Origin of the sequence: Nocardia carnea, assembly GCF_029869215.1 — a bacterium.
GTDB classification, from domain to species: Bacteria; Actinomycetota; Actinomycetes; order Mycobacteriales; family Mycobacteriaceae; genus Nocardia; species Nocardia carnea_B.
In genome coordinates, this window is the sequence record NZ_JARWPM010000400.1 from 1 (window position 1) to 13,023 (window position 13,023).

Sequence of the window (13,023 nt, forward strand, 5' to 3'; positions counted from 1 at the left end):
CGGCCGCGCCCGCGGCGACGGTCTCCGTACCGATGCCAGGAATTTGCCCGGACCCGCCACCCGGCGCCGCCGCGGGGCTTGCCGCCTGATCCGCAGCGGTGCCGGCGTTCGCGGCGGAGGCAACCGCGTCACCCGTCTCGGGTGTCCCGGCCGCACCGGTATCCGGCGCGGCGCCGGCCGGTTCGAACAGGCCCGGTTCGGGCGGGTTGAGATTGGGAGTGGTCAGCGATTCGCGGACCGATTCCGCGACGGCCCGGTCCACGCTCGACTGCGGGCTGCGGGCCTCGGTCCCGAGTTCGCTGAGTTTGGCCAAGATGCGCTTACTGGTCACACCCAGCCGTTTGGCGAGGGCATGTACTCGGATTCGCTCCGGCAAGTGATCGTCGTCCTGTGATGTTGTGTGCAGCGGCTCTTGATCGGCCACGAAGTCTCCTCGGGCCCCCGGGCGCGTTCCTCTACGAGTGACGCGGCCGTCGCGGGGACGCTTTCCGTCCGCCTCGCGCGGTTGGCACGAGGTCAATGGTCTCGCCCCGCGTGCCCGGTTATCTCCACTATCGAACGTCGGTCGGGCTAACTGGCCACGCGGCGCCTGGCATATGGCTGAACTCCGCGGTGCGAGCACTCGTCCAGCGCGCCGGGCAGACGTAGCCGAGATCTTTCGGCTCTTACGTCCGCGGCAGCGATGGCGGCATCGTTCCGCAGTGTGTCATCCGGTCGCTCCCATGTGTCGGGCGCAACCAAGTACCAGTATCCCACACCATGCGCCAGGCGTTCGCCACGGCGCTGCGCAAGGCACTCGCACGGATCCGGAAAGCCCGTTACCGGGCAGTGTTCAGAGCGGGAATTCGGGGAACCATAGGGAGATTTCACGCTTGGCGGAGTCGGGCGAGTCCGATCCGTGCACCAGGTTCGACTGGGTCTCCAGGGCGAGGTCGCCGCGGATGCTGCCGGGGGCGGCTTTCTCCACCGGGTCGGTGCCACCGGCCAGCTGCCGGAACGCGGCGATGGCGCGCGGGCCTTCGAGAACGGCCGCGACCACCGGGCCGGAGGTGATGAAGTCGATCAGCGAGCCGTAGAACGGTTTGTCGGCGTGCTCGGCATAGTGGGCACCGGCCAGTTCCGCGTCCACCTGCTCGAGCTTCAGGGCCGCGATCTTCAGGCCCTTGCGCTCGACCCGGCTCAGCACCTCGCCGACACAACCGCGCGCGACGCCGTCCGGTTTGATCAGAATCAATGTCTGCTCTGTCACGCGGCCAGCCTAATGGGCGCGTCGCGGCGTTGCCCAATCGCCGTCCGCCGATCGACGCGGCATCGGCGCAGGTACCGGCGACCGGCCCCGGCCGGCGTCCGCCGGGTGACGATCCCGGCCGGTGACCACCGGATTCAGGAGCCGCGCGGCGGCCGCTGACCGGGCAGGGTCCCGGCCTCCATCCGGCGTTTGACATCGGAGCGGAGCACCAGGATGAAGGCCCATACGGCGAGGAACACGACCCCGATCACCGCGATCGAGATATGGAAGATCCCACCGGCCAGCACCAGCACCTGCAAACCCAGGTTGAACGGGATGGCCCACGGCCGCCGCTGCACACCGGCCCCGGCAATCATGAGCAGAGCCAGCGCCACCAGATATGTCCCCGACACCCAGGTGATCCCCCCGGCGATATCGGCGACCACCGGTAGCGCGAGCAGCACGGTGATCGCCTCGAGCACCAGTGCCCCGGCCATCACCCCGCGCAGACCCTTCCACGGGTCGGGCGCGGCCGATGCCGGAGCGGGGCCATTGGATTCGCTCTCACTCATCATGCGGGGTCCTTACCGAAGAGGGCGCGGGCGGCGCCGGCGGTGACGACCGAACCGGTGACGACCACGCCGGCGCCCGACACCATTTCCCCGGAGTCGCCGACCTCCTCGGCGAGGGCGATGGCGGTTTCCAGGGCGTCGGGCAGGCTCTGCGCGGTGACCACGCGTTCGTCGCCGAATCGCTGAACGGCGAGATCGGCCAGGCGGTCGACGGGCAGCGCCCGGGGGGAACCGTTCGTGGTGACGACTATCTCGTCGAAAACCGGTTCGAGAGCAGCCAGGATGCCCTCGACATCCTTGTCGCCGAGCACTGCGACCACGCCGACCAGTTTGCGGAAATCGAATTCCGCGGAGAGTGTGGCCGCCAGCGCGGACGCGCCCGCCGGATTGTGCGCCGCGTCGACGAACAGGGTGGGCGCATTACGCATCCGCTCGAGCCGGCCGGGGCTGGTGACCTCGGCGAAGCCGGCGCGGATCGCGTCGATATCGAGCTGGCGCTGCGCCCCCGCCCCGAAGAAAGCCTCCACGGCCGCGAGTGCCAGGGCGGCATTGTGGGCCTGGTGTTCACCGTGTAGCGGCAGGAAGATCTCGTCGTACACCCCGCCGAGCCCCTGCAGTTCCAGCTGCTGCCCGCCGACGGCGATCCGCCGGCTCAGTACCCGGAACTCGGCGCCCGCGCGGGCGACCGCGGCATCGACCTCCACGGCCCGGCGCAGCAGCACCTCCATGGCCTCCGGATCCTGTTCGGCGATGACCGCGACATTGTCGACGGGCACCAAGGATTCGGGGGCGGGTTTGATGATCCCGGCCTTCTCCTTGGCGATGGAAGCCAGATCCGGACCCAGATAGTCGGTGTGGTCGAGGCCGATGGGCGTGATCACCGCGACCTGCCCGTCGATCACATTGGTGGCGTCCCAGCTGCCGCCCATCCCGGTTTCCACCACCGCCACATCCACCGGGGCCTCGGCGAACGCCGCGTACGCCATGGCGGTGAGCACCTCGAATTTGCTCATCGGCGGGCCGCCCGCGGTCGCCGACTGGGCGTCGATCATCTCGATATACGGCTGCAGTTCGCGATACAGCTCCACGTAGTGCGCCGGGGAGATCGGCCGGTTGTCGATCCCGATCCGCTCGGTCGCCAGCTGCAGATGCGGGCTGGTGAGCCGGCCGGTGCGCCGGTGCAGCGCGGTGAGCAGCGAATCGATCATCCGGGTCACCGAGGTTTTGCCGTTGGTGCCGGCGATATGAATGGCCGGGTAACCGCGCTGCGGCGAACCCAGCACATCCATCAGCGCCGCGATGCGGGTGAGCGACGGCTCGAGCTTGGTTTCCGGCCAGCGCCGGTCGAGTTCGGCCTCGACCAGCGCCATCTCCGCCAGTTCGACCGGCGACGGCCCGGTACCGAGCCGGGCGCCGCCGTGCTGCGGCTCCGGTTCCGGATTCGGCTCGTGGTCGTTCACTTGCCGCTCAGCTCGGCCAGCCGGGACCCGATCCGCTCCACCTCGGCGGCGGCGATATCGCGCCGGGACCGGATTTTGCCCACCACCTGTTCCGGCGCCTTGGCCAGGAAGGATTCGTTGCCGAGTTTGGCCTCGGTGCCGGCGAGCTCCTTCTGCGCGGCGGCCAGATCCTTTTCCAGGCGGCGGCGCTCGGCCACCAGGTCCACGCTGCCGGAGGTGTCGACCTCGACGGTGACCGTGGTGGCGCTCAGCCGGACCTCCACCGACGCGGTGGCGGCGAAGTTCTCGCCCGGCTCGGTGAGCCGCCCCAGGTTGGCGACCTCGGGATGCAGCCGGGTGAGCCCGGCCTCGTCCAGCCCGATCACCCGCGCGGCGACCTTCTGCTTGTCGTTGAGCCCCTGATCGCTACGGAACCGGCGGATCTCGGTGACCAGCCGCTGCAGATCGGCGATCCGCTGGGCGGACCCGGTATCGGCCGGGATGCCGGACGGCCGTGGCCACTGCGCGATCACCACCGATTCGCCGCCGGTCAGCGCCTGCCACAGCGATTCGGTGACGAACGGGATCACCGGATGCAGCAGCCGCAGCACCGAATCCAGCACGGTGCCGAGCACCACGCGGGTGGATTCGGCGCGCGCCTCGCTCTCGGCGAACTGGACCTTGGACAGTTCCAGATACCAGTCGCAGAGTTCGTCCCAGGCGAAGTGGTAGAGCGCCTCGCAGGCCTTACCGAACTCATAGGCGTCGAACGCGGCGTCGACCTCGACCAGCACCTCGTCGAGCCGGTCGATGATCCAGCGGTCGGCATCGGTGAGCGTGTCGCGGGCCGGTAGATCGCCGGTGCGGGCGCCGTTCATCAGCGCGAACTTGGTGGCGTTGAACAGTTTGGTGACGAAACTGCGCGAGGCCAGCGCATGCGGTTCGCCGACGGACAGATCGCCACCGGGCTGGGCGCCGCGGGCCAGGGTGAACCGCAGGGCGTCGGCGCCGTAGTCGCGGATCCAGTCCAGCGGGTCGATCCCGTTACCGCGCGATTTCGACATCTTCTTGCCGTACTGGTCGCGGATCAGGCCGTGCAGGAACACGTCCTTGAACGGAATCTGGTATTCGCCACCCTTACCGGCGGTGAGCGCGGCGTCGTCGGCGACGAAGGTGCCGAACATCATCATCCGGGCGACCCAGAAGAACAGGATGTCGTACCCGGTGACCAGCACACTGGTCGGATAGAACTTGGCCAGTTCCGGGGTGGCGTCCGGCCAGCCCATGGTGGAGAACGGCCACAGGCCCGAGGAGAACCAGGTGTCCAGGACGTCCGGGTCCTGCACCCAGCCCTCGGGCGCCTGTTCATCGGGTCCGACGCAGACCACTTCGCCCTCCGGCCCGTACCAGATGGGAATGCGGTGGCCCCACCACAGCTGCCGCGAGATACACCAGTCGTGCATATCGTCGACCCAGTCGAACCAGCGCGGTTCCTGGCTCGCGGGGTGGATCACCGTATCTCCGTTGCGCACGGCGTCACCGGCGGCTTTGGCCAGCGCCTCGACCTTCACCCACCACTGCATGGACAGCCGCGGTTCGATCGGTTCACCGCTGCGCTCGGAATGACCGACACTGTGCAGGTAGGGGCGCTTCTCGGCGACGACCCGGCCTTCGGCGGCCAGTCGCTCGCGCACCTTCACCCGGGCCTCGAAACGGTCCATCCCGTCGAATTCGGTCCCGGTACCGGCGATCCGGCCGCGTTCGTCCATGATCGTGGGCATGGGCAGGTTGTGCCGCAGGCCCATCTCGAAGTCGTTGGGGTCGTGCGCGGGGGTGATCTTCACCGCGCCGGAACCGAATTCGGGATCGACGTAGGAATCGGCAATGACCGGGATCTGCCGGCCGGTGATGGGATGTTCGAGCGTCGTACCGATCAAGGCCCGGTAGCGCGGATCGTCGGGGTGCACCGCGACCGCGGTATCACCGAGCATCGTCTCGACCCGGGTGGTGGCGACGATGACATGCGGTTCGGCATCGTCGAGCGAACCGTAACGCAGCGACACCAGTTCGCCGGCGACCTCGTCGTATTTCACCTCGATATCGGAGATGGCGGTCCGCAGTTCCGGCGACCAGTTCACCAGCCGTTCGGCCCGGTAGATGAGCCCGGCGTCGAAAAGCCGTTTGAAAATGGTCTGCACGGCCCGCGACAGGCCCTCGTCCATGGTGAACCGGTCCCGCGACCAGTCGACACCGTCACCGAGGGCCCGCATCTGCCCCTGGATCGCGCCACCGGATTCGCGCTTCCAGTCCCAGACCTTCTGCACGAACAGTTCGCGCCCGAAATCCTCTTTGGTCTTACCATCGGCCGCGAGCTGCTTCTCCACCACCGACTGGGTCGCGATACCGGCGTGATCCATACCCGGCAGCCACAGCACCTCGTACCCCTGCATCCGCTTGCGGCGGGCGAGGGTGTCCATCAAGGTGTGGTCCAGGGCATGGCCCATATGCAAGGTGCCGGTGACATTCGGCGGCGGCAGCACGATCGAGTAACCGGGCGCGGAACTGCGCGGGTCGGCGGTGAAGTAACCGGCGGCTACCCAGCGCTCGTACAGGTCGGCCTCCACCTCGCCGGGATTCCAGCTCTTGGGGAGGGCATCGGCACGATTACGCGTGTTGTCAGGGGCTGCGCTGGTCACGCGCCGATTCTAGTGTCAGTGTTTTCTGCGCCGCCTCCGGCGTCGCCGGTTCGGGGCCCCCGAAGTCTCGAATCTTCCCTCCTCCGCTCCTCCGCTTCGCTCCCCCGCTCCGTCAGTCCAGATCCGAGACGGGCCCCGAACCACGGGGGTGATGCGTCGAGGTATGGCCGATCGCATAGGGGAAGGCGGTTGTACCGAGGCGTGTTCGTACGGGCCGGTCCCGCGAGGTTGGTGTGGTGGCCGCTGAAGGCGCTGGCGGGGGCCTGGAAAAGCCGAAGGCGGAGCCTTCGGTGGATGAGGGACACCGAAGACTCCGCCTACATGAGACAGCCTACCGCCGATCGATGGCCGCGCCCCGAATCCATAACAGATTCTCAGCTTGAACACCGGAATTCTCAGATCCGTCACAAAGAGGAGATACGGCACTTTGTCCGGTTCGTGACGTGTGAGGTTATGCGGGCCTTGTGGGTTCCGCCTTGCCGAAATCGGTCGCACTGGGGACCCTGGACATCGTGAACCCCCCGCTCGACTCGGTCCCGTTGTATCCACCCGAATCCATCGTCCCCGAATCGGATTCGCTTGTCCTGAACCCACGAGGAGTTGTGGATCTCCGCGGCCGCCGCACCGGGGAGTTGCGGTATCCGCCCACGGCCACAGTGATTTTCGCCGGTATCCCGGGTGCGGGTAAGAGCACCGCGCTGCGCAAACTGTTCGGCGCCGGACCCGAAGATCGCACTCCGCCCGCGAGTCCGGGCGGTGCGCTGGTACTCGATTCGATCCAGGCCCGGAACTCCTGGCGGCGCCGGCTGGCCTGGTTGCCGTACCCGCTGTGGCGGCCGGTGGTGCATCTGGTGCATTTCCGACGGATCTGGATCGCCCTACGCGATCACACCGGCCCCGTGGTGATCCACGATTGCGGCACTGTCGCATTCACCCGCCGCCTGCTGACCAGGTGGGCCGGCCGGCGTGGCCGCGAACTGCATATGGTGCTGCTCGATGTCCCCGCGACGGTCGCCCGGGCGGGGCAGTACGCCCGCGGCCGGCGGGTCGGCCGCGCCTCGTTCAACTGGCACGTCCGGCGCTGGAGAAAGCTATTGGACCAGGTGGAAGGCGAAGCGGGCCCGCACCCGCGACCGGAATCAGTCGTCCTCCTGGACCGCACCGCCGTCGACCACCTCGACGAAATCCGCTTCGCCGCCTGAGCACGCGGGAGGAAAATCCGCTCGCCGCCCGAGCCGCACAGAGCAGCGTTCGCTTCACCACTCCGCCGCTCCTCTGTCCCGTCTCTCCAGGCCACGGGCCCGGCCCCGTGACCTTCACAGGTTGTGGCCGGATGGCCTCCGGCTGGGCGGGCGCGGTATCGCGTACGCGCTATCGTTCGCAGGTCGGTCGGCTTCGGCAGATCGCCGGAGGCAGCGTCGAGGCACCATGCCACCGTCAATACAGAAGGGTGAGGGCGCGGGGCACGGCACGTACTGTCACCGGGAGCCGCCCGGCGGGTTCTCCGTCCGCGGTGGCGGGGGCGTCCGGGGCGGACAAGCGCACCGATTCGACCCGGAACTGGCGCACCGCGGGATGTTCGATGCGTTTGCCCGCCGACAGCGCGGGCAGGATGCGCAGCATCTCGAGGTGGGAAACCTTGCCGACCACCGTCACGTCGAGTAGTCCGTCGTCGCAGACCGCGTCGGGGCAGATGCGCATACCGCCGCCGTAGGTCGTGGTGTTACCCACCGCGACCAGCAGCGCCTCGGTGTCGAGCACCGGTTCCGGCTGGTCTCCGGCCAATTCGATCCGGTACGGCACGGTGGTGCCGTGGGCGATTTCGGCGACCGCGGCGAAGGTGTAGCGCAGCCGGCCGCGCGGCCGGCGCATCCGGTTGGCGCGCAGGGTGACCCGGGCGTCGAAACCGGTGCAGGCGACAGTCGCGAACCACATGGGTTCGTGCCCGCTGGGTTCCAGGCGGCCCAGGTCGATGGTGCGCACCCGCCCCGTGCGGACCAGTTCGGCGGCACGGCGCGGATCGTCGCCGATCCCGAATTCGCGGGCCAGATCGTTGCCCGTGCCCGCCGGTACCAGAGCCAGTGGGACCGTACTGTGCGCGAGCGGGTCGAGGATGGTGGAAACCAGCCCGTCCCCGCCGACGCAGACGACCGCGTCCAGCGCTGCGCCGGCCAGGGCCGCCCGCAGGCCCTCCCGGGTTTCGGCGGCGGATGGGGCGTGGATCTCGATGATCTCGATACCGTCGCGGGACAGCTGTTCGGCCACCGTCCGCGCCGCGTCGCGGGCCCGGCCCTGGCCGGCGGAGGGGTTCGTCACCACCGCGACCGCGCGCACCTCGCGGAGTCCGGCCCGGCCGCTCGCCTCGGTCATGGCAGCAGTGTGCCAGGGTTGAGAATCCCGGCCGGGTCGATTTCGCGTTTCACCGCGCGCAGTACCCGCACCCCCAGCTCCCCGATCTCGGCCGGCAGCCACGCGCGATGGTCTGCGCCCACCGCGTGGTGGTGGGTGATGGTGGCACCGGCGGCGGCGATGGCGTCACCCGCGGCCTGTTTCGCGGTCCACCACTGGGTGATCGGGTCGTCGAGGAGTTTCGCGACGACAGTGAAGTACAGCGACGCGCCGGTCGGGTAGGTGTGCGAGATATGGCACATGACCAGCGCGGGCGTGCCCTGGGCCGAGAGCGCCTCGGTGAGCGCGGTGGTGACCCGGGCCTTCAGTTCACCCAGCCGGTCCCAGGTCGTCGCCGTTTCCAGTGTTTCGCACAGCACCCCGGCGTCGAGGAGGGCGTCGCGGAGGTAGGGCGCGGCGAACCGGCCGTGCTCCCAGTCCCGGGCGGGCCCGGGACCCAGTTCGGTACCACCCGCCGCGCGCAGCAGGCCGGCCGCCTCGGCGCCGCGCGCGGCGACATGGGCGGCACTGCCTTCGAAGGTGGTGACAGCGAGGCAGCCGGCGACCGGGGTCCCGCCGACATCCTTGGAGCGCGCCAGGTTCAGCCCGGTTTCGGCCTCGTCGGACAATCGCAGCACCGTCGGGGCGGCGCCGGTCTGCACGACCGCCCGCAGCGCGGCGGCCCCGGTGCCGAAATCAGGGAAAGACCACGCCATATGAGCCGTGGTTTCCGGAACAGGATGGACCCGGACGGTGACCTCGGTGATCACGCCGAACGCGCCCTCGGAACCGAGGAAAAGCTCCCGCAGATCGGGTCCGGCGGCGGAGGCCGGCGCCCGGCCCAGCGCCACGGTGCCGGTGGGCGTCGCGACCCGCAAGCGCTGGACCATATCGTCGAAACGGCCGTATCCGGCGGAGGCCTGGCCGGACGACCGGGTGGCCGCGAAGCCGCCGATACTCGCGAATTCGAAGCTCTGCGGGTAATGCCCGAGCGACAGTCCGTGCGCGGCGAGCAACTGTTCGGCCCGCGGTCCGGTGACTCCGGCGCCGAAGGTCGCGGTGCCGGAGACCGGGTCGCAGTCGAGCAGCGCGTCGAGGCGGCGCAGGTCCAGGGCGAGCACGGTGTCGAACCGGCCGCGCACCGGGTCGAGACCGCCGACCACGCTGGTGCCGCCGCCGAACGGGACCACGGCGATGCCCTGTTCGGAGCAGTAGGCGAGAAGATCGGCCACCTGCGCGTGATCGGCCGGGCAGACCACCGCGTCGGGCGCGTCCTGGGGACCTTCGGCCCGCCTGCGCAGCAGATCGAGCGTGCTCTTACCGCCGGCATGCCGAAGCCGGGCGGCATGCTCGGTGGATACGTGCTCCTCCCCCACCAGCCGCACGAGACCGGCACGCCGGTCCGCGGACAGGACCGGCGGCCGTAGCGGCACCTCGCCCTCATCACGACGCGCCACCGGTTCACCGGAGACGCCGAACACCTGGCCGAGCAGACCGCGAATCTGCTCCGGCAACGGTGTGTGCCCGGCGGGAACTCCCCAGGCGTCCCACACCATATCGGGTCGCGCGGCGTGTCCGGCCGGTTCTGCGGGAGTCTCACCCTGCCCAGTGGTCATGCGTTACAGTTTGACATGAAGTGTCAAGAAGTAAACCCTCCGAGATGAGGTCGCAGCCCGTGTCCGATAGCGCCCCTCCACAGGACGCCGGTTCGGTGGACCGGACGATCCTGGACGCCGCACGCGACTGCGTCGCGGAATTCGGGGTCCGGCGCACCACCCTGGCCGAGGTCGCCCGCCGGGCGCGGGTGAGCCGGCCCACCGTCTACCGGCGCTGGCCGGACAGCCGGGCGCTCATCGGCGAACTGCTGGTAGAGGAATTGCGCGCGATCATCGCGTCGGCGATACCGGAATCGGGTGACGCCCGCACCCGGCTGGTCACCGGTGTGGTGGCCGGGGCGGCACAGGTACGGTCGAACCCCCTGTTCGGCAAGATCTTCCGCACCGATACCGACCTCATGCTCACCTATGTCTTCGGCCGGCTCGGGCGCAACCAGCGCCAGCTGCTCGAGCTGTTCACCGGCGGTATCCGCGACGGGCAGGCCGACGGCTCGGTGCGCGCCGGCGATCCCGGGCATCTCGCGGCGATGATGCTGCTGATCGCCCAGTCGGCCGTGCAATCGGCGGCCACGGTCAGCGAACTGCTCGCCGGGCCCGCCATGGATACCGAACTCCGGCACGCGCTCGACGCGTATCTCGCGCCCGAAACCCACTCGTCCGGGAAGGAGTAGCGCACGGCCGGCGGGACACATTCCCGCCCCGCCACGCGCCACGCACAGATGGTCACCAGCCCTTCCGATACCGCCGGGCCCGCACTCGATGCCCGCCGGCGCACCCGCGAACTCACCGCCCTCGGCGACGACCCCACCCTCGACCTGCTGGTCATCGGTGGCGGAGTGACCGGCGCCGGGGTCGCCCTCGACGCCGCCGCGCGCGGACTGCGCACCGTCCTCGTGGAGAAGAACGATCTCGCGCACGGCACCAGCCGCTGGAGTTCCAAACTCGTCCACGGCGGCCTGCGTTATCTGGCGAGCGGACGGATCGGCATCGCCCACGAGAGCGCGGTCGAACGCGGCATCCTGTTGCGGCGCAACGCACCGCACCTGGTGCGCCCGCTACCGCAGCTGGTACCCCTCCTGCCCGGACTCGGATTCGGCCCGCGGACCCTGATCCGCACCGGTTTCCTGGCCGGCGATCTCCTGCGCGCCGGCGCCCGCACCCCGGCCGCCGTGCTGCCGAGGTCCCGCCGGGTCACCCGCGCCGAAACGCTGCGCCTGGCCCCGACCGTGCGACAGGACGGACTGCGCGGCGGGCTACAAGCCTGGGACGGGCAGCTGGTCGACGACGCCCGCCTGGTGGTGGCGCTGGCCAGGACCGCCGCCGCCCAGGGCGCCACGGTGCTCACCCGGGTCGCCGCCGAATCCGTCACCGGGGACGGCGCCACCCTCCGCGACACCCGGACCGGCGAAACGCTGACGGTCCGCGCCGCGGCGGTCGTCAACGCCACCGGGGTGTGGGCCGACCAGGTGGATCCGAGTATCGACCTCCGCCCCAGCCGCGGCACCCATCTCGTCTTCGACGCCGCGGCCTTCGGCGGTCTCACCGCCGCCCTGACCATCCCGGTCGCGGGGTCGGTGGGCCGCTTCGTCTTCGCGCTGCCCGCCCCGCACGGCCGGGTGTATCTGGGCCTGACCGATGAGGACGCGCCGGGTCCGGTGCCCGACGAACCCCGGCCCACCCCCGGCGAAGTCGATTTCCTGCTGGACACGGTGAACACTGTTCTGCGAGTTCCACTCACCCACGGCGATATCCGCGGTTCCTACGCCGGGCTGCGTCCGCTGCTGCGCACCGCCGGCGACGATACCGCCGATATCTCCCGTGAACACGCGGTCCTCACCTCCCCGTCCGGGGTGATCACCGTGGTGGGCGGCAAACTCACCACCTACCGCAAGATGGCGCAGGACGCCGTCGACGCCGCCGTAACCCGTGCCGGGCTCCCGGCCGGACCCTGCCGCACAATGGATCTTCCGCTGGCCGGCGCGGTCACCGGCGGGGCCCGGGATCGGCTGCTCGCACCACAACTGCTGATCGAACGCTACGGCGCCGAAGCCCCCGCCGTGGCGGCGCTCGCCGCGACCGACCCGGCACTCGCCGCACCGGTAGCACCCGGAATCGATGTGGTGGCAGCGGAATTCGCCTGGTCCCTCACTCAGGAAGGCGCCCTGGACGCCGACGATCTCCTGGACCGCCGCACCCGAATCGGCCTGGTCGCCGACGACCGCGCCGCGGCCCGTGCGACCGCCGAGGCCATGGTGGCCACCTACTCCGGCTGACCTCCGATGTACTCCCACTCCGCGACGGACGCCGTCATACCGGCGCGCGGCCAGCGATCCAGCCCGTGCGCGGCCTCCGCCGCCCGCACGGCGCGCAGGCCGGGGGTTTCCTCGCCCGGCCTGAGATAGCGGAAACCGAGCCGCCGATAGTAGGGACCGTTCCACGCGACCTCGGTGAACGTGGTCAACGTGATCGCCGGTAACCCCCGCCCGGCCGCCCAACGCACCGCCCGGTCGATCAGCCGGCGGCCGATCCGCTGCCCCCGAAACTCGGGCAGCACCGATACCTGGTCGATATGCGCGTTGCCGTCGAGGATGCTCACGATGAGATAGCCGACCGGCTCCGCACCGGCCACCCACACCCAGGCCCGGCCGTCGAGCACGAACTCCCCCAGCACCTGCTCCGGCAGCGGCTCGTCACCGGCCACCGCGTCCATACCCACCGCGGCGAACGGCCGCCCCGCCCGCACCTCGATATCCTGCAGCCGAGGGATATCCGCGGCGGTCGCCTCTCGAATCATAAACACTCCCGTTCGTGGCACCGGCCGCGAAGAATACCCGCAGACCCGATCGCAAAGGTGCTGTGTTTTTGGCGCGCTGGCGCGCGCGGTGGTTCCGCCATGCACCTCTCGGACGGTCGACACCGGTGGCACCCACTCCGATCGGTCAAACCTCCGCGGTTCGGGGCCCGTCTCGTTCTGGAGCGACAGAGCGGGGGAGCGAAGCGGAGGAGCGGCGGAGTGAAGAACGAGACTTCCGGGGGCCCCGAACCCCGCGCCCCCCGGGGGGGGGCCCAATATAAAGCGCGGCA

11 protein-coding genes are annotated in these 13,023 nt (G+C 69.8%); 3 read left to right on the top strand and 8 right to left on the bottom strand.

The genetic code is table 11. The features are described 5' to 3' along the window. The 5 genes from QH276_RS29215 to QH276_RS29235 form a co-directional block, all read right to left on the bottom strand. Nucleotides 1–424 (bottom strand): translation initiation factor IF-2 N-terminal domain-containing protein (locus QH276_RS29215; RefSeq protein ID WP_280406967.1); only part of this gene is annotated, 424 nt, incomplete at its 3' end. Between the two features lie 408 nt (nucleotides 425–832). Next, nucleotides 833–1,249 carry a nucleoside-diphosphate kinase gene (gene ndk, locus QH276_RS29220; RefSeq protein WP_280401365.1) on the bottom strand — a complete coding sequence of 139 codons (417 nt, stop codon included), beginning with the start codon at nucleotides 1,247–1,249 and terminating at the stop codon, nucleotides 833–835. Nucleotides 1,250–1,383: 134 nt separating this feature from the next. Then, entirely contained in the window at nucleotides 1,384–1,800 is a 417-nt protein-coding gene (locus QH276_RS29225; protein ID WP_280401390.1) for a DUF4233 domain-containing protein, read from the bottom strand. Next, nucleotides 1,800–3,260, bottom strand: a complete 1,461-nt coding sequence (gene folC / locus QH276_RS29230; RefSeq protein WP_432278712.1) for a bifunctional tetrahydrofolate synthase/dihydrofolate synthase — start codon at nucleotides 3,258–3,260, stop codon at nucleotides 1,800–1,802. Before folC ends, QH276_RS29225 begins: the two co-directional genes overlap by 1 nt. Continuing rightward, a complete protein-coding gene (locus QH276_RS29235; RefSeq protein WP_280401366.1) occupies nucleotides 3,257–5,935 on the bottom strand; it encodes a valine--tRNA ligase in 2,679 nt (892 codons plus the stop codon). Before QH276_RS29235 ends, folC begins: the two co-directional genes overlap by 4 nt. Nucleotides 5,936–6,399: 464 nt before the next feature. On the opposite strand from QH276_RS29235, the gene QH276_RS29240 reads away from it, so the two are divergent. After that, complete coding sequence (locus tag QH276_RS29240; RefSeq protein WP_280401367.1) at nucleotides 6,400–7,137, top strand: AAA family ATPase; 738 nt, start codon at nucleotides 6,400–6,402, stop codon at nucleotides 7,135–7,137. Between the two features lie 235 nt (nucleotides 7,138–7,372). Here the strand turns inward: QH276_RS29240 and QH276_RS29245 are convergent, their stop codons facing one another. After that, a complete protein-coding gene (locus QH276_RS29245; protein WP_280401368.1) occupies nucleotides 7,373–8,305 on the bottom strand; it encodes a diacylglycerol/lipid kinase family protein in 933 nt (310 codons plus the stop codon). After that, nucleotides 8,302–9,879, bottom strand: coding sequence for an FAD-binding oxidoreductase (locus tag QH276_RS29250; protein ID WP_280401392.1), 1,578 nt, complete (start codon nucleotides 9,877–9,879; stop codon nucleotides 8,302–8,304). Before QH276_RS29250 ends, QH276_RS29245 begins: the two co-directional genes overlap by 4 nt. A 104-nt stretch (nucleotides 9,880–9,983) precedes the next feature. Between QH276_RS29250 and QH276_RS29255 the strand changes: the two genes are divergently transcribed. Next, nucleotides 9,984–10,610 (top strand): TetR/AcrR family transcriptional regulator, encoded by a 627-nt coding sequence (locus QH276_RS29255; protein WP_280401369.1) that lies wholly within the window; start codon nucleotides 9,984–9,986, stop codon nucleotides 10,608–10,610. 48 nt (nucleotides 10,611–10,658) lie between these two features. Then, a complete protein-coding gene (locus QH276_RS29260; protein ID WP_280401370.1) occupies nucleotides 10,659–12,212 on the top strand; it encodes a glycerol-3-phosphate dehydrogenase/oxidase in 1,554 nt (517 codons plus the stop codon). Here the strand turns inward: QH276_RS29260 and QH276_RS29265 are convergent. Beyond that, the gene (locus QH276_RS29265; protein WP_280401371.1) at nucleotides 12,200–12,733 is read right to left on the bottom strand and encodes a GNAT family N-acetyltransferase; all 534 of its coding nucleotides are present in this window, start codon (nucleotides 12,731–12,733) and stop codon (nucleotides 12,200–12,202) included. The genes QH276_RS29260 and QH276_RS29265 overlap by 13 nt on opposite strands. Nucleotides 12,734–13,023: the final 290 nt, after the last annotated feature.